The sequence below is a fragment of the Haploplasma axanthum genome (genome assembly GCF_900660745.1).
Lineage (GTDB): Bacteria > Bacillota_I > Bacilli_A > Acholeplasmatales > Acholeplasmataceae > Haploplasma > Haploplasma axanthum.
Genome location: NZ_LR215048.1, coordinates 322,320 through 341,017, shown reverse-complemented (window position 1 = coordinate 341,017; position 18,698 = coordinate 322,320). Strand labels below are relative to the sequence as shown.

Sequence of the window (18,698 nt, the reverse complement as noted above, 5' to 3'; positions counted from 1 at the left end):
AGAAAAAAATCAAAATAATATTGAAGGTTTCCTTATTTATTAATTTTTTTATTCTAGAATTTTTTAAAATCATTAATTAATACCCTTTATTCTCTCATTTATTATTTTAGCAACATTTTCTATGGAATTTTTATAAAATTCTTGGTCAACTTCTTTTTTTATACTTTGTTCATTACTGAAACACTTAATAAAATCATTTATTCTTTTTAATTCAACTTTTTGATTAACATCAATATTTAATACACTAGGATATTTATTGAAGTATTTTAATGAATTATCTTCTTTGTTATTTACAAAATTAATTATTGGTTTATACGTGCTAAAGAGTTCGAAAATTTTGCTTGGAATAGCATTTGTAACTCCGTTGTTACCGATATTTAACAATATATCTGCTTCAAGATATTTCTTATAAACCTCATCACTATTTATACTTGGAAGTGATTTTATAGAAAAAAAATCATTATTATACTTTTTATAATCTACTCTCATAGTATTACCGTACAATTCAACATTGATTTGTGTTTTTGTTTTAATGCTAAAGTCTTTTAAAATTTTAAAAGCTTTTATTGGATTTCTTATTTTTTTGTTTAATGTTCCGGCAAAAATAATTCTAATACTTTTCTCCAAGTTTATACTTTTTACTTCAGTAATTTCATTAACATTTTTTCTATATGATGGTATTTCAAGAAAACAAATTTTTTTATATTCATTCTCACTCATATTTTTTTTGAGATATTCCATAGAATTATATCCATAATAAGTTATATCAAGTTTGTTAATAACTTTAGAATTAGCTCCGTGTATTAGTTTGTTCCATGCCTTTTTACCTAAAAAAAATGGTTTTCTAGTATCATGTATAAAGTCCAAGAAATATGCACATGCTATGATATCTTGATGTTTTTCTTTAAAATCAATTAATGCAGCAATATTACTATATGGTTTGTATAGTGAAATAATAATATCAAATTTATTCTCTTTATTCAATTCATCTATTTTCATATATACTTTTTTATTTTGTTCTAAATCAAATGAAGGAAATTTCTTATAATTAACACCATTACTAATTAATCTCCCTATTTTTTTTATTACTCTTTTAACTGCACTTTTTTCCTTACTTGCATACTTACTTTGAGAAATCAAATGATCTCCAAGACCAAACCTATTTGAATCACTAACACCAACTAGTACAACTTGATTATCAAACTTTGTCAACTCTTCTTTAAGATTCAATGCTATTAGGCCATTGGCATCAGGAATTGGATTAATAGTTGAAGTTATTATCAATATTTTACTCATTATCTATACCCCTAAAATTCTAAATTTTTTCTTTAATCAATTCAGCTCTACTAATTGGACCATTTTCATATATATTTTTTTCTGCACTAAAATCTAAAAGTCTGTTTGCCGCTTCTCTGTAATTCCAATTTTTTAAGATCGTATTTCTTGCTTCTTTAGACATTATTAGCTTATCTTTATTTTCTTTCTCTAAAAATTGAAACAACTTATTATTTAAGTCTTCCTTGCTATCTGAATTAAATATATATCCATTTTTACCATTATCAATTAGAAATCTTGTCGATCCAGCTGCATGAGAGGCAATTGGTATACAACCCATACCCATAGCTTCGTTAAGCACAGCTCCCCAGCCTTCATTAAAATCACTTGTAAAAAGAAATGCATTTGCTTCTTTATAGTATTCTAAAACTTCTGAGTGATGTATATTTCCAACAAATGAGATAAAATTTTGTAGATTATTCTTTATAGTATATTCTTTACACTCTTCAACTAAATCTCCATTACCGATTAAACATAACGAAACATTAAATCCATTCTTAACAAGATTTTCAATAGCTTTTATTGCCATTAAAGGTCTTTTCCATGAAATAAATCTTCCAACCCAAAGAAATTTTATTTGATTATCAAAACTTTTGGTTATTCCAGAATCATCAACATAAGGAAAATAGCCCCATTTCAAGTATTTTTTTTTATATAATCCCATTTTATTATAATCTAAAGCTGTATAAGCACTTGAGCATAAGAGAAATGAATTTGAGTTACTTTCTCTCGTAAGTTTAAACTTATAATAGATTTTCTTTAGTATGTTCTTAATTGGCGTTTTAATATTTGAATGTTTAAAAACTCTCTCTGAATAACGATATATGATTTTTTTATTCTTTATTCTTTCTTTTAAAAGTTTTTTATCAATATTTGTCCCGCCTACAATTAATATATCTGCTTCATCTATTTCCTTTATTATTAAACTATATTCACTCTTTTTAATTACCTTCACAAAATCATATTTTGTTAAGTAATCATCATACCCCATCTTAATACGCTCATTCGGAACGAATTCATCAGTCTGAAAAAAAGTAAAGCTACTAGAATTTTTTTTCAGTTCAAGACAAAGGGGTAACTGATGATGATTCATAAAATTTGATATAAAAACTATTTTCATTTTTTCCTCCGAAATAATAAATCTCATCTCCTATATATTAATAATTCTTTTATATAGATCGATGTATTTTTTAAATAGTATATACTTGTCAATATTTTCAGCTAACATTTGAACATTGACTTGATCCTTATCATTAAAAATCGTTTTTATCGCCTCATATAGTTCATGACTGTTTTTCTCACTAGTAACAATTCCATTAGAATTAAATATTCCTTCTGGACTTCCTCCAGTCTTAAACGTAACTACTTTTGTTCCACATGCTTGTGCTTCGAGATTTGTAGTTGGATAATTATCCTCAAGTGTTGGATTTACAAAAACATCAGCAGCAGTATAAAGTTCAGCAAGCTCCTTCATACTATTTGTCCTTTGAATTCCAATAATATTATTAGGTAAATCACTAATTTGTTTAGTAGTTACACCAACAAGAATAATTATTTCTTCTTTTGAAATAAGCTTAGATAGTTCAAGAAAGAAATGTAGTCCCTTTCTCTCTTCCCAACCACTAGCAACACCTAAAATAATTCTTTTATCTTTTATATTTAAAATCTCTTTTATATCGCTTCGTATTGGTTTATAAACATTTAAATCAATACCATTTCGTATTGTTAACGCATTATATTGTTTCAAATATGATTGATTAACCAAATCTTTTAACCAGTTAGATGGAGTAACAATTGTTAAATCATCAACATTTGAAAAAATTCTTTTTTTATCGTTCATATTCTTTTTTTCTCGGTCAAAAAGACTACTTTTGGGATATGATTTTTTGGTGTGACATGTGTGCATACCGTTTTCCCAATGTGTACCTTCTGATGGATAATCAAAATACGCACAATGTCCAGTAAATGGCCAACAGTCGTGGAATGTCCATACTATTTTTCTCTTACTCTTTTTAAAATAATTAAATAATAGTTCAATATTCAAGTAATAACCATGAATATTATGAATATGAATAATATCAGGGTTAAACTTTTCAATTTCTTTTATCATTTTTCTTGTAGATCTTTTAGATCCAAATCCATGTTTGTCAAAAAAACGTGTTAAAAACGTATGATAAAGAATATCAAGTTTTGAATTAAATCTCTTTGCGTATTTTTCATCTACACCACTTGCTTTATTTCTACCATAGAACATTAAACTTTCATGTCCATTCTCAATAAGTAGATTATGAATATCTACCATTATTTTCCCAGTACTTCCGAACCCACAAACCGAATTAATTTGTAAAACTCTCATTTTTTATTCCATACTTTGCTATTAATATAATCCACATATGAAACTATAATCTCCAATACTTTATCCGAAACATTTGGCATGCTATAATCATATACATTTCTGTGAATTTTATTTCTAGTTTCTAAAACTTTTAATCCCTGAAGGATTCTTTCTTGATTTACACCAACCATCATTACTGATGTTTCTTCCATTGCCTCTGGTCTTTCATGTGCTTCTCTTATATTCAATGCATCAAAATTTAATATAGATGACTCTTCACTAATTGTTCCTGAATCACTTAAAACTGTTTTTGATTCAACCTGTAATTTATTATAGTCAATAAATCCAAGTGGTTTTAATGTTTGAACTAAAGGATTAAATTTTATCCCCTTTGCTTCAATCATTTTTCTTGTTCTTGGATGTGTTGAGATTATTATTGGAAGTTTGTATATTTCTGCAATTGAATTTAAAACATTAACAAGTTTTATAAAGTTATCTGAACTGATGTTTTCTTCTCTATGTGCAGAAACTAAAAAATATTGTTTTGACTTTAAACCTAGTTTTTCAAGGATTTTTGAATTTTCAATTTCTTTTTTCTTATTATTTAAAACTTCAAACATTGGACTTCCAGTTTTAATCACTCTATCTGCAGGAATACCTTCTTTTATTAAATAATCTCTGGCTATTGTACTATAAGGCATATTGATATCAGAAATATGGTCAACTATCTTTCTATTAGTTTCTTCTGGAACACGTTGATCAAAACATCTATTTCCTGCTTCCATATGAAATATAGGGATATGTCGACGTTTTGCAGCAATTGCAGCTAAACAACTATTAGTATCACCAAGAACTAAAAATGCATCTGGTTTTTCTTCTTCTAATATTGGATCAATTTTTATTAGAATATTTCCGATTGTTTCAATTGCAGTTCCAGTTGCTGCATTTAAAAAATATTTTGGTTTATCCAAATTGAAGTCTTCAAAGAAAACTTCGTTTAGCTCATAATCATAATTTTGTCCAGTATGAACCAAAATATGTTCAATCGCTTCGGATTCATTTAATTTTTTTATTACAGCAGATAATCTTATTATTTCTGGTCTAGTACCAACCACTGTCATAACTTTAAGTTTTTTCATTTTATACCTCCACATAATAAGTATCTGGATTATCTGGATCAAATGATTCATTTGCCCACATAATAGTTACCATATCATTATTTCCTAAATTTTCAATATTATGCGTATATCCTGGTGGAATATCAACAACTTCTAATTTTTCACCACTTACATAATATTCATAAACTTTTTCTTCATCAATTTTTCTGAATCTAATAACACCTGTACCACTAACAACTAAAAACTTTTCGTTTTTACTGTGATGCCAATGATTACCTTTAGTAATACCCGGTTTTGATATATTTACAGATACTTGTCCTCTATCTGGAGTTTTAACAAACTCTGTAAATGATCCCCTATTATCAACATTCATCTTTAGATCATATGAAAACCCATCATTTGGTAAATATGTTAGATAATTTGAATATAATTTCTTAGTAAATTCATCAGCCATATTAGATATATTTTTATTCTTTCTGCTTTCTTTAAAAGAATAAAGAAGATTTGCTATCTCTCCTAGTTTTTTCTCATAAACTGGTGACACTTGACAAAACTCATTTTTATTTGAACTACTTTGCCCATTTAATAACCCTATCAGATTATTAACTACATCATCAATATATACTAAATTTAAAACAACGTTCGGATCATTTATGGTAATTTCTTTATTATTCGCTATATTATATGAAAAAGTTGCTATTACACTATTATAGTTTGGTCTACACCATTTTCCAAAAACGTTAGGAAATCTATACACATATACATCAATATCATTTTTCATTCCATAATTAATTAATAAATCTTCACCAGCTTTTTTACTTTTCCCATAAGGATTATCTAACTCAGCTTGTATTGAAGATGACAACATAATTGGAGATTTATTGTCATGTCTTTTTAAGTTTTCTAAAAGAAGTGATGTAAAACCAAAATTACCTTCAGCAAACTCTTTTATATCTTTAGGTCTGTTTACGCCTGCTAAATGGAATACAAATTCACAATTTTTAGCGTAGTATTCTAAATCGTTAATACTTGAATCAAGATCATATTCATAAATTTCATTATATCCACGATTTTTAAGTTCAGCAATCAGATTTTTTCCAATAAACCCTTTTGCCCCAGTAACTAATATTCTCATAATACTCCCCTATTTAAATAAATCTAACTTCATCAACAATTTTTTCATGCCTTCAACATCTAATCTTCCTGTATTATGTGAATGATAAGATTCAACTTCCTTTATTTCTTCAATTCCTTTTGTAATAAACTTATCATAGTTTAAGTTTCTATTATCTGCTGGAATTTTAAAGAATCCTGGAAGATCAATTGCTTTTACCATTTCTTCCTGTGTAACTAAAACTTCATACAGTTTTTCACCATGTCTTGTTCCAATATAAACAGGTTGCGTTTCAGCATTTTTCAATTCTAAAACTGCTTTTGCAAGAACATCAATTGTTGCAGCAGGTGCTTTTTGAACAAATAAATCACCTTGTTCTCCATGTTCAAATGCATATAAAACTAAATCAACTGCATCTTCAAGAGTCATCATAAATCTTGTCATTTCGGGATTAGTAATAGTAATTGGTTTTCCTTCTTTAATTTGATCTAAGAATAATGGAATAACTGATCCACGAGATGCCATTACATTACCATATCTCGTTAAACACAATATTGTATCTCCATCTCTTAATTGTCTAGATCTTGCAATAACATTCTTTTCCATCATCGCTTTACTCATTCCCATTGCATTTATCGGGTATGCAGCTTTATCAGTTGATAGGAATATTGCTTTCTTAACTGAATTTTTTATACATGCAGTTATAACATTGTCACTTCCTAATATGTTTGTTTTAACTGCTTCAATAGGATAAAACTCACACGAAGGAACTTGTTTTAATGCTGCTGCGTGAAAAACATAATCAGCACCTATAAAAGCACCTTCAATAGAATTATAATCTCTAACATCTCCTATGTAAAATTTAAGTTTATCATTATTATAATGCTTTCTCATATCTTCTTGTTTCTTTTCATCTCGTGAAACAACTCTGATTTCTTTAATATCTGTTGATAAAAATCTTTCAACAACTGCATTACCAAATGATCCTGTTCCACCAGTTATAACTAATATTTTATTTTTAAACATCTCATAATACTCCTTCATATATATATTCATCAAATTTGTCCATTAAATCTTTTTTATCAAAACTTTTTTTAGCAAATTCACTTGCATTAATTGATAGTTTTTCTAAATCAGAATGTTTTAAATTCATCATTTTAATAATATTATCGTATAATGCATCAATATCAGCTGGTTTAGACACAAAACCGCAAACCGCTTCATTAATAATATTTTCTGTTTCTCCAGAGGCAACTGCAAGAATAGGCTTGCCACATGCCATATATGTTTGCAACTTAGCTGGTAAAGTCATTTTGAAAAGTTCATTATCACTAAAGCTTAAGAATGCCGTATCAGCTTCATAAAGTAAGTTGGGTATTTCAGCTGGTTTTCTATGCCCAAGAAATTCAAACATACTTTCAACGTTTTGAGTCTCAATATCTAAAACTAAGCTTTCTTTATTTCGCCCATCACCAACAATTATAAACTTAATCTTTTCCTCATAGCCATTTTCCTTAAGTTTCTTTGATACTTTTGGAAGTATTTCTAATCCTTGTGCTTTACCTATATTTCCTGTAAAAATAACTTTGAAAACTTCACTTCTTTCCTTTGCTTTTTCACTTGGAATATAGAAATCCTCAGCATACTGTGGCCAATAAACAACTTTCTCTGGATTAACACCACGTTTTTCAATTGAATCTTTAAAACTATTTGATGTTACCAAAATTTTAGTAGACTTACTATAGATTTTATCAACCATTTTACCAACACGTTTTAAAATATGTTTGTTATTAATTCCTCCAACAATTTGAAGATTTTCTGGCCATAAATCTTGAACATATAAATAACAAGGAATCTTTCTTCTATTAGCAAGCCATACTCCAGGTAATGCTTGAGTCATTGGTGATACTTCAAAAATAAATACTAAATCCGGTTTTATCTTAGTAAATACCTTCCAAAACCATCCTGATAATACAAATGAAAAATAATTCAACGCTAGTTTTATTTTTCCTTTTCCTCTTGAGAATATCGGTAATCTTACTATTTCAACGCCTTTATATATTTCTTTTCTTTTCTTGAATAATCCATATCCTTTATAAAATTTTCCTTGAGGGTAATTGGGAATTCCAGTAACAACTGTAACTTTGTATCCTCTTTTAACCCATTCTATACACATATCATTAATTCTAAAGTTTTCAGGATAAAAGTATTGTGATATAACAAGTATATGCTTTCCCATAGTTATTGATTCCTTTGTTGAACTGCTGTTTTTATAATTGATTCTTCGTTATTAACAACTACGTAATTCAAATCATGATTTGCTAATCCAATGTCATATGTTTTATTGCCATACACTTTATTAACTGTTGGAATAAAGATTGAAAATAATTTTATCAACCAATTAAATAGTTTAGTACTTCGCACTTTTTTACCTACTGAAAGTTTTGTTTGTTTCATTATTTCAAATGTAGATAAATATTTTTCGTTTTGCGGATAAAAAACACCTTCTAATTTTTTATCTATCAATATCTTTACAAAATTAGCTAAGTTATCAATATATATCATACTTCTTTGGTTATTTATATTTGGTATAATTGGTAACTTTAAAGCAAGTTTTTGTAGTCTAGGAAAATTTCCTTTAGCTCCAGGCCCATAGACAACAGGCGTTCTAATAATACTTGTAAGAAAAGAACTATCATTTAATTTTTGAATTTCTAAATCAGCATCAAGTTTACTTTGTCCATAAGCATTTATCGGATTATAATTGTTAACATTTACATGATTATATTTACCAATCTTATTATCTTTACCATAAATAATCATACTACTCATAAAAATAAATTGTTTAACTTTTGATTGTTTTGCTTTTAGAGCAGTTTCAATTGCTAAATCACGATTAACTTTATAATATAAATCATCTAACTTCTTATCCTTTGAAACATGAGCAATTCCTGCTACATGAAACACAACATCAAACTTACTAAAATCAAAATTCTTCCAATTAGGATCTTTCATATCTAATGTTTCAACTTGATATTTTTCTTTATCTTTTAAGAGCCATTTTTCAACATTTGTTCCAATATAACTATTTGCCCCTGTAATCAATACTTTCTTCATATTACTCATCCTCTTTTGGCTTATCAAGTTCTTTTTTTTCTAAAGTTCCTGTTCCACCTTCAACTACACCATCTGATTTAAATACACTTACTATTGTTCCAAAAAATATTTTTATATCTAACCATAATCCAACATGATTTCTATAGTAACCATCTAATTTAGCTTTTTCTTTAATTGGCAATTCATCTCTACCTTTAATCTGTGCATATCCTGTTAATCCTGGGTACAAATCATGGACATTATATTTATCACGTTCTTCGATTAAATCGGATTGATTCCATAATGCCGGTCTTGGACCAACAATTGACATATCGCCTTTTAGAATATTGATTATTTGTGGTAGTTCATCTAAACTTGTTTTTCTTAAAAATTTACCCATCTTTGTTATCCATTGATCGGGGTTCTCTAAAAGATGTGTTGGTGTATCTTTTGGTGTATCTATTCTCATTGTTCTAAATTTTAGAATATTGAAAAGTTTTTTATTTTTACCAACTCTTCTTTGTTTAAAGAAAACTGGTCCTTTAGAATCTAATTTAATAAGAATTATTAATATTAAAAAAATTGGTAATAATACAATAAAACCTATAAAAGCAATTAAATGATCAAGTATTTTTTTTATAAATAAGTACATAAACTATTCCTCACTCTTTGTTTCATTAAAGAAATATAATATTTTGTTTTTAGGATATCCTAAACTGATAAGTTTCTTATATATTTGATCATGATTAGTATAGCTTGCTATTAGCACACCATCATGTTTAATGTTATTAACAATACTATTATCTTTGATAGTAGTATTAACTATTTTCTTTCCAACTTTCGATAAATCGTCATCAACAACACCAACAACGTTAATCGGTATAGAATTATTGTCATTAATAGTTTGTAAGAATATTTCAGCTACTTCTCCAGCACCATAAAAGATAATATTTTTAAATCCTTTTTCTATTATTTGATTTATAAATGTTGTTGTTTCTTCTTTTGCAGATTTATATAATCTTTGAGTAGCACTTAAATATCCAATATTCAAAACTCTTTTTCTTTCTTTACCTTTTTCTGTTATTAAATATTTAACAACCTTTGTTGATTTATATTCTCTTATAATATATCCCTTGTTCTCATACTCATCTAAGTATTGATTAACCATTGATAATGAGATACCAACCGTTTTACTAATCTCACGTTGAGTGATGTTTTTATCTTTATCGATTAAATCAAGTACTAAATACTCCTTATATAGTGGAGTAGGATTAAAAAATTCATTTAAAGACATTACATCACCTCAATTGTTTGTTTTAAGAACAAATATATTATATCACATATTGTAATTCGCATATAAACTTTTCATTAATAAAAAACACAAATAAAAATAGTTATCAGTAATAGGTTGGGGTAGACGTATACCTAAGAAATATCTTGGGCTTATAAAAAAGAAAGAAAGACCTTCTATGTTATTATAGATTTGCACACTATAAATAAAAGGAGGTCTTTCCTGTATGATAATATCATAAAACTTTTGGAAATTGAAGATATACGTAATATTATTGATAAAATTGATTCAACATCTAGTGGAAATGAAGCTATCTTTTATATTAAACTTCTTAAACAAAATAATCTTGAATGTCCTATATGTACTTCTAAAGATTATACTGTTCATGATTATGTTGATAAAAGAATTAAACATAGTATTTCTACAAATAGAAAAATCTTTATCATTTTAAAACATCGTAGATATCGATGTAAGATTTGTAACAAACGTTTCTTTGAAAATGATCCATTTACTATTAAAAAAGATAAGATAAGTCATTATACTAAATTATCTATACTTGAACATCTAAAGAATCCTAGTAATACTTTTACTAGTACTGCTAATTTATTTAATGTAACTTCTAAGACTGTCGTTAATATATTTGATCAATATGTTAGTCCAGATAGAAATAGATTACCTAAATATTTATGTGTTGATGAATTCCATGTTTCTAAAAGAAGTAAACATCCTTATGCTTGTCTACTTCTAGACTTTAAAACTAAACGTATTATTGATGTTTTAAAAACTAGACATATATGCTTGTCTACTTCTAGACTTTAAAACTAAACGTATTATTGATGTTTTAAAAACTAGACATAAAAACTATTTATTCCAATATCTTTCTAGTATTAAACATACTGAATTAGATAGTGTTAAAGCCGTTATAATCGACATGTTGGAGCCTTATCGTGATGTCGTTACTAAAGTTCTTCCTAATACTAAAATAGCTGTTGATTCATTTCATGTTATTAAAACTATTAATGATTATGTTAATAAGTTTAGAATTAAAGTTATGAATAGATATGCTGGTATTAAAGAATTTAAAACTTATAAAAATGATAAGTATTATATGTTAAAGAAGTTTCATTATTTCTTTACTAAGGAATATGATAATATTTATAATGGTTTAATACCAATACATAAGTTTAAGATATCTTTAAGTAAATCTGTTATTAAAGATTTCTTACTTTCAATTGATAATGATTTAAAAGAAATGTATAACTTAAAAGAAGATTATCGTTCATTTAATCGTAATGCTACTTATGATAATGCAGCGGAACAATTAGATGATTTAATTCATAAATATCGAAATCATCGTTTAGAGGATATTAGATCTTTTGGTAAGATGTTAAGTAATTGGAAAGAGGAAATTGTTAATTCATTTATCATAACTGATAATAAGAAACGATTATCTAATGGTCCAATTGAAGGAACTAATTCTAGAATTAAGACTATTATAAAGACTAGTAATGGTATAAAAAGTTTCAAAAGACTAAGGGCTAGAATAATTTATTCTATTAATAAAGATGTGGCATTAAAAATACCTGAATAATAATACATATAGTGTGCAAAAAGGGAGAAATGAAAATCTCTCCCTTTATTTGTTGACCCCAGAATATTTCTTAGGTATTTTTTTCAAAACCCCAACTTATTTCTTAGGACCATAAAAATTTGTGTTTTATTGCTATTTATGGTTTAGGTTGAATAAATACCGCATTACTAAATAATAGACTATACAATTCTTTTATTGGACTAATCAACGTTGTTTCATTTATCGTAAAGAAGAATAGTGTATTACCTTTAGGGGCAGACATATACAATGAACTATTAAAGCCACCTAAAGCAAATTCAGGATAAACCCATGTAAGAACTTCCATTGGCAATCTTCCTGGCAATATTTTTATATTTTCTTGAACTAACTTATCATATACACTTGGATAGTATATAGTAGTTGGTATACCACTTGGATGAGGTTTGAAAACGAAATTATACTCATCACTATAAAGTTCAATTACTTGATCTAACATATTTATAAAATTTGCTTCCCCTAATTTTCCATCAGGTGGGTTTGTTCCTGTTATTACTAAGTATTTCTTAGTGGTATCCGAGAAATATTCTTCGTCAAATACAGCTTTATCTAAACCAATAATCTTTAAAAATATTTCTTTTTCAGCAGAATCCAATTTAGAGTATAAATTTTCAGGCAATACTTCTTCAATATTTGCATACTTCATGTTATTGCTTATATTACTATCCAATTTTGGCATAAACTCAGGATACTGCATCCAATAATGTATATTAGAATTCATTGTTCCTATTAAAATATAATCATCATAATGATCGATTGTCTCTCCTAAATAATCGCCACTTTCACTTATATTTAATATGTTTGATTTCAAGTTTTCAGATAATTCTCTTCTATCCTTTATTAAATTTAAAAACGTATTATAATCATTTGAACCTTGCATAAAACTATATTTTTTAGTGTATGTATATGTTCCATCAGAAATATATATAACTTCATATCTATTACTTCCAATACCTATTTCATCAAAAAGTGCAAATTCAACCCAGTGTCTAAAATCATCAACATATAAATTGAAAAATGCATTTTTATCTTCCTTTAGAACATTTTTTATATATTCATGCCCTTCTGATCTGATTGCTTTATTTTTCAAACTAGCTGGATCTCCGGTGTGGCCTGAAAAAACTATATTTTGATTACTATTACGCAATTCACTTTCTGAAATTGTTCCAGTTCTTCCGTACCACATAAATCCAGGATGATCATTTTTAACAATATCTAATGTTGCATAAAGTGTTGGTAATGTTGCATATGTATATACCATATTATAATTACTCTTTTCATACAAATCATTTATGAATATTGATTTTAAATTACTGTTTCCAAATTTATCTTCAACAACAACATTATATTTACCTATATCGTAAAACCTTTGATTTACAAAAATATTTTCACCATTTACACTTATATTAACGTTTGGATTTGTATTAATTGTAAAAGTCATATTATTATTTTCTATATCTTCAATAATATTACCATTAATATCAAAAAAACTAATTTCGGGTTGTACACTATTTTTATTAATAAGCAATTCTTTTTCTTCATCTATGTAATACTTAATTATATACTCTCCATCAGTTGTTATTAAATGATTTTGTTCAATTATTTCATCGTTAATCTTAATATATTTAATAATTCCTGTCCATGAAATTCGAACTTCTTCATTTGTTAAATATTCTTCACTTACAGTTTTTCCATTTATTAAAATTTTAGGCTCTTCTTTATTAATAACTATTATAATATTTTTTTTTATTTTTCCATTTCCATAGGTAATCTTGTATTCCCCATTTTCATTTAAAACATGACCTTTTTCAATTTGAACGCCATTAACTTGAACTTCTCCTAAAAAAGTCCATGTTATTGTAACATCATCTTTTGTTTGACTATTATCATTCGTTACACTACCATTTATAGAAATTAAAATATCTTCAGAATTTTTTATTACTTTTATAGTTTTAATTGTGGAATCTTTATATTCTAATTGATATTCACCATCATTTTCAATTAAATAATTTTGATTAATATCAACCCCATCTAATTTAACATATTCCATTATACCTACCCATGATACTCTTATTTCTTCATTAGACAAGTACTCGTTATTTATTTCTTTCCCATTTAAAAACAGTTTCGTTTTTTCTTTATTAATTGTTATATTTACCGTTTTCTCAATGTTCTTATTTCCATAGACAAGTTCATACTCACCATCTTTTGTAAGTGTATACCCACTCTCAATTATCTCATTGTTAATTTTTACTTCGCCTTTAAATGACCAAGTTAATTCAACATTTTCATTTGATTCGAAACTTTTATCAAACTCTTTTCCATTAGCATACATACTTATCTCTTGTTTTTTACATCCAACCAAAACAAATACTGTAATTATAAAAAGAGCGACATAAGATCTTCTTTTCATATCAATTTTTATCTCCTTTTTATTTAATTATAACATATTTATTTCATATTCAATTTTCTTAATTTGTTTTATTGTCTATAATACCTCATACACAGCATTTTAATTGTGTCTATAAAAACAGTCGAATATATTTAGATATGTTTTGTTTATCTTCAAATATATAAAAAATTATATTTCTATAATGATTAATCACTAAAGTAAAAGTAGATTATAATAAAATCATCCACTTTGAGGTTTTCTAGGATGTTTAGTCTCTCTTAACGTATATGTTATACTATTTCTTCTATTTTGTATGCATCTCGACTACCTTTAACACGTTTTGCTTGAAAGTTCCTATTATTAACATTCCAAGTATTAAATTTATCAGCTTTTTCTTGGTTAGTAAGTCTACTACAAATAACTATGTTACCAATAACGTCTTTTCCTCCAAGTGATAATGGCCGTATATGATCTATAGTTGGTTCAAAAAAACACTTTGAATTTCCAATACTATTCTTTTTCATTACCCTTCCTGAGTAATCAGTCACCTCATTCCTTTCACCATACTTTTCTTCCCAAATTTTTCTAATATTTTTTTTCATGGCTAATCTCCTTTTTTAAACTATACATACATTTTACAGAAAAAAAATAATTTTTAAAAGGACATAAATTGAGTTATAAAGGCTTAGATAATAGGCTAATTATATCTATATCATACTTTTCACAAAACCACCTAATATCGTCATAGGACAAATTCGATCGTTTATTTAATTTTCTATTAATTGTTCTAATATCAGAACCATAATCATTTGCTATCTCACTTTGTTTAATTCCTTTTTCTTTAAAATAAATGTTTAATTTTTTTGCTATTTCATCAAGAGTATCTAAATTATTATTCAATAATAAATCTGCAATAAAAAGTTTTGTCTTAGGAACTCCTAAACCGTCGTGAATCAAATTAAACTGATTATTCTCTTTCTCTATTATTCTAGTTCCATTTGTGCTCATCTCAACATAATAAACAAGAGCTATAGGACTAATCATATATGGACTATGAGTTGTCATTATAATCTTATTTTTTTTAGAAAGTTTCTCTACTTCACTTAAGACTTGAATTTGTGCTTCAGGATGCAAATAATTTGCTGGTTCATCCATTATTAAAATATCGCCTTCTCTTAAACAACTTTTTATAAAAAAATATGTTATGAACCATTTTCTACCTGTATTTGTTTCACTAAACGGTATTATTTCACCAGTTTCTTCAATTATAGAAAATACCAAATTTTTATCGACTTTAATCTTTATATTTTTTTCATATTCAGGTAAGTTTTCATTAATATATTTTTCCAAATTAACTGATAATTCCTCTTTGTCTATCAAAAAATTACCCTTATTTATTTTCTGATTTATCTCACTCATCTCTCTATCACTATATCTGTATCTTATAAATGTTTCAATTATCCTTTTCTCATCAATCGTACTATTATATCTCCTATAATCTTTTTTAAAGAATAATTCATTATTATCATTACTCAAGTAATATATTTTCGGATTACATATACTAAAAATTTCTCTTAATATAGAAAAATAATTATTATCATTTTCCCCTTTACTTTCTTCATCAATATAAATAATACTTCTTAAAATTGAGATTTCTTGATCAAACTTGTCAAATAATTCTTTTATTTTATCTCTATACTTCGTTGTTTTAATATTAATCTTTTCAATTTCATCAATAATACCTTTTTCATCTATTTTTATATACTTTTCTTCAAATGATGTAATTCTAGGTTTTTTATATATCAACTTATATTCTTTATCATGATTAAATGTATTATTAGAGAAAAAATAATCTTTAAATGTCAGTTCATCATTTTGTCTAATATCCTTAATATTTATCTCTAGTTCCTTTATCATTTGATCATTTTTATTATGTAGATTCTCAAAAAAATGGTAATAATTTGTTGAATTCTCAATATTATCAGATGTATATTTCATATCAAAATTAAAAAAATCTTTCCCATGTATTTTCGAATTAAATTTATTTATAAAATCATTATATTTTTCAAGTTCTACTTTCAATTGCTTTGACAAACTATAAATAGAATTCTCGGTTTTCTCAATGATATTAATTAACATTGGTGATTTTATTTTATTAATATTTTTATATACACTTTTATTATCTTTTGATGCATATGCTTCAATAACTTCGTTTTTTTAAGACTACTATTTTTTTCAATATCTTTATCGCCTACTTCTATGTAGAACTTATAATCTAGATACTTTCTCAAATCAGAGTTTTCAACAGAAAAAATAGTGTGAATCGCATCAAGTATATTTGTTTTTCCACTTCCATTCTTACCAACAAAAATAATAAGTTGTGATGTGAAATCAATTTTTTGTTTTTCTTTTATAGATTTATACTTTTCTATTTCAATTTCTTTTATTCTCATTATTTTATCCCCTTTATTTTAAATTTGACATATTATTACAATCTCTTTTGTATCTTTAGTGCTATGAGATATCAAACTGCATATTATAAAGTTTAGCATACATCCCATTATTATTTAATAACTCTTTATGTGTTCCAGACTCTAATATGCCTTTTTTAGTTATTACAAAAATTCTATCAGCATTTTTAATTGTTGATAGTCTATGAGCAATCACCAATGTTGTTCTTCCTTTTGATAGCTTTTCAAGAGATTCTTGAATTAACATTTCGGTAGTTGAATCAAGTGCACTAGTCGCTTCATCTAGAATTAAAATAGGTGGGTTTTTAAGGAACATTCTCGCTATTGAAAGTCTTTGTCTTTGACCTCCAGATAACTTAATACCACGATCTCCTAGAATTGTATCCAATCCAAATTCTAAATCTTTAATAACTTCATCTAATTGAGCATATTTTGCAGCTTTAAGAATTTCTTCTTCAGTTGCATCTAACTTCCCATATTTAATGTTATCTCTTAATGAACCATTAAATATAAAGACTTCTTGTTGAACAATTCCAATATTTTCCCTTAATGACTTTAGCGTAACATCTTGTATTGATTTAGAATCAATTAATATATCTCCACCCGTTATGTCATAGAATCTTGGTAATAAGTTACACAGTGTGCTTTTACCACCACCTGATGGACCAACAAAAGCAATCGTTTCTCCAGCTTTTATCTTAAAGTTTATTTTACTTAAAACTTCTTTTTCTTCACCATAAGAGAATGAAACATTTTTGTATTCAATATTTCCTAAAACATTATTAAGTTCTTCTGCATTAGTTTTATCAACTATTGATGGTTTAATACTTAATAACTCTTGATATCTTTTAAATCCAGCGATTCCCTTTGGATAACTTTCAATCACTGCATTCATTTTCTCAATTGGCTTAATTAAAACATTTGTTAGCAATATAAAATATATGACATCTGAATAATCACTTATATATCCCTTAATATAAAAAACGGAACTTGCTAACAATGCTATTAAGCTTAAAAGTCTTATTAACAAAGTATTAATAGTATGGCTTAATCCCATAACTTGATAAAACTTTAATTTAGCATTTTTATATCCTTCATTTAATTTATAAAATTTTTGATTTTCAAATTCTTCATTACTAAATGCCTTAACAACTCTTATCCCACTCATTACACTTTCAATACCTGAATTAAAATCAGCAAGTTCATTATATATTTCACGATTAACTTTTGTCATTCTTTTATTAAAGTAAACAATAAGTACGGTAATTATAGGAACTAAAACAACCGATATTACTGCAAGTATTGGATGAACATAAAACATTAATACAAATGTAACAATTAGGCTTGATATGGCGATAAATATATCTTCAGGGCCATGATGTGCCACTTCTCCAATTTCAAATAAATCGGTAGTCATTCTAGACATTAATTCTCCAACTTTTCTATCATCATAAAAAGTAAATGGTTGAAGCGTTAAATGATTAAATAATCTTTTTCTCATATCACGTTCAATTAAATGCCCTAACTTATGACCAAAGTATGTAACAATATATTGCAACATTGCACTAAATATATAAAAGCCTACTAACGCAGATACAGCCGTAATTATTAACACTAAATCTTGATCAGGCAAATACTCTCTTATTACCTTATTAACAACAACAGGAAAAACTATTTCTAATCCTGCAACTATAACAGCACAAAAGAAATCTAAAAAGAATAATTTCTTATATGGTTTATAATATGCAAAAAATGATTTTATCATAATTAATTACCTCCAAAACATTACATTCGATTATAACATTAAAGACACTTTTAATCCAATTAAAGATAGTGTTATAACCTATTTTTACAATGAAAAAGAGAAGTGTTTTAAACCTCTCCTAAAATCATTAGTATCTAAAAAAATTATATATATA

At 26.4% G+C, this 18,698-nt stretch carries 17 protein-coding genes; 2 read left to right on the top strand and 15 right to left on the bottom strand.

What is annotated here, in order from left to right:
• Nucleotides 1-72: 72 nt before the first annotated feature.
• From EXC62_RS01640 to EXC62_RS08790, 10 genes are read right to left on the bottom strand one after another with little or no spacing between them, the layout of a single operon-like run.
• Nucleotides 73-1,296: a glycosyltransferase family protein gene (locus EXC62_RS01640; protein ID WP_026390103.1), complete on the bottom strand. Its 1,224-nt coding sequence runs from the start codon at nucleotides 1,294-1,296 to the stop codon at nucleotides 73-75.
• 19 nt (nucleotides 1,297-1,315) lie between these two features.
• Nucleotides 1,316-2,455: a glycosyltransferase family 4 protein gene (locus EXC62_RS01635; RefSeq protein WP_026390104.1), complete on the bottom strand. Its 1,140-nt coding sequence runs from the start codon at nucleotides 2,453-2,455 to the stop codon at nucleotides 1,316-1,318.
• Between the two features lie 30 nt (nucleotides 2,456-2,485).
• Complete coding sequence (locus EXC62_RS01630; RefSeq protein ID WP_026390105.1) at nucleotides 2,486-3,691, bottom strand: glycosyltransferase; 1,206 nt, start codon at nucleotides 3,689-3,691, stop codon at nucleotides 2,486-2,488.
• Nucleotides 3,688-4,809 (bottom strand): non-hydrolyzing UDP-N-acetylglucosamine 2-epimerase, encoded by a 1,122-nt coding sequence (wecB, locus tag EXC62_RS01625; RefSeq protein WP_162140109.1) that lies wholly within the window; start codon nucleotides 4,807-4,809, stop codon nucleotides 3,688-3,690. The genes EXC62_RS01630 and wecB overlap by 4 nt, the downstream gene beginning before the upstream one ends.
• Before the next feature lies 1 nt (nucleotide 4,810).
• Entirely contained in the window at nucleotides 4,811-5,923 is a 1,113-nt protein-coding gene (locus EXC62_RS01620) for a capsular polysaccharide biosynthesis protein CapF (RefSeq protein ID WP_026390106.1), read from the bottom strand.
• Nucleotides 5,924-5,932: 9 nt separating this feature from the next.
• Nucleotides 5,933-6,928, bottom strand: coding sequence for a polysaccharide biosynthesis protein (locus tag EXC62_RS01615; protein ID WP_035375568.1), 996 nt, complete (start codon nucleotides 6,926-6,928; stop codon nucleotides 5,933-5,935).
• 1 nt (nucleotide 6,929) lies between these two features.
• Nucleotides 6,930-8,141 (bottom strand): glycosyltransferase family 4 protein, encoded by a 1,212-nt coding sequence (locus tag EXC62_RS01610; protein WP_162140110.1) that lies wholly within the window; start codon nucleotides 8,139-8,141, stop codon nucleotides 6,930-6,932.
• 2 nt (nucleotides 8,142-8,143) lie between these two features.
• A complete protein-coding gene (locus EXC62_RS01605; RefSeq protein WP_026390108.1) occupies nucleotides 8,144-9,019 on the bottom strand; it encodes an NAD-dependent epimerase/dehydratase family protein in 876 nt (291 codons plus the stop codon).
• Nucleotide 9,020: 1 nt separating this feature from the next.
• Nucleotides 9,021-9,650, bottom strand: coding sequence for a sugar transferase (locus EXC62_RS01600; RefSeq protein WP_026390109.1), 630 nt, complete (start codon nucleotides 9,648-9,650; stop codon nucleotides 9,021-9,023).
• Nucleotides 9,651-9,653: 3 nt separating this feature from the next.
• On the bottom strand, nucleotides 9,654-10,292 hold the full coding sequence (locus EXC62_RS08790; protein WP_026390110.1) for a winged helix-turn-helix domain-containing protein: 639 nt from the start codon (nucleotides 10,290-10,292) through the stop codon (nucleotides 9,654-9,656).
• A gap of 243 nt (nucleotides 10,293-10,535) precedes the next feature.
• Here EXC62_RS08790 and EXC62_RS08785 point away from each other — a divergent pair, with 243 nt between their 5' ends.
• Nucleotides 10,536-11,108, top strand: coding sequence for a transposase (locus tag EXC62_RS08785; protein ID WP_162849129.1), 573 nt, complete (start codon nucleotides 10,536-10,538; stop codon nucleotides 11,106-11,108).
• Entirely contained in the window at nucleotides 11,080-11,880 is an 801-nt protein-coding gene (locus tag EXC62_RS01590; RefSeq protein WP_129747427.1) for a transposase, read from the top strand. Before EXC62_RS08785 ends, EXC62_RS01590 begins: the two co-directional genes overlap by 29 nt.
• Before the next feature lie 136 nt (nucleotides 11,881-12,016).
• On the opposite strand, the gene EXC62_RS01585 is transcribed toward EXC62_RS01590, so the two are convergent.
• From EXC62_RS01585 to EXC62_RS01565, 5 genes are all read right to left on the bottom strand, one after another.
• Nucleotides 12,017-14,329 (bottom strand): hypothetical protein, encoded by a 2,313-nt coding sequence (locus EXC62_RS01585; RefSeq protein ID WP_026390112.1) that lies wholly within the window; start codon nucleotides 14,327-14,329, stop codon nucleotides 12,017-12,019.
• 269 nt (nucleotides 14,330-14,598) lie between these two features.
• Nucleotides 14,599-14,910 carry an HNH endonuclease domain-containing protein gene (locus EXC62_RS01580; RefSeq protein ID WP_052589693.1) on the bottom strand — a complete coding sequence of 104 codons (312 nt, stop codon included), beginning with the start codon at nucleotides 14,908-14,910 and terminating at the stop codon, nucleotides 14,599-14,601.
• Between the two features lie 73 nt (nucleotides 14,911-14,983).
• A complete protein-coding gene (locus EXC62_RS01575) occupies nucleotides 14,984-16,402 on the bottom strand; it encodes an AAA family ATPase (RefSeq protein ID WP_162849128.1) in 1,419 nt (472 codons plus the stop codon).
• Between the two features lie 53 nt (nucleotides 16,403-16,455).
• Nucleotides 16,456-16,761, bottom strand: a complete 306-nt coding sequence (locus EXC62_RS01570; protein ID WP_129747423.1) for an AAA family ATPase — start codon at nucleotides 16,759-16,761, stop codon at nucleotides 16,456-16,458.
• Nucleotides 16,762-16,822: 61 nt separating this feature from the next.
• A complete protein-coding gene (locus tag EXC62_RS01565) occupies nucleotides 16,823-18,544 on the bottom strand; it encodes an ABC transporter ATP-binding protein (protein WP_026390114.1) in 1,722 nt (573 codons plus the stop codon).
• Between the last annotated feature and the right edge of the window lie 154 nt (nucleotides 18,545-18,698).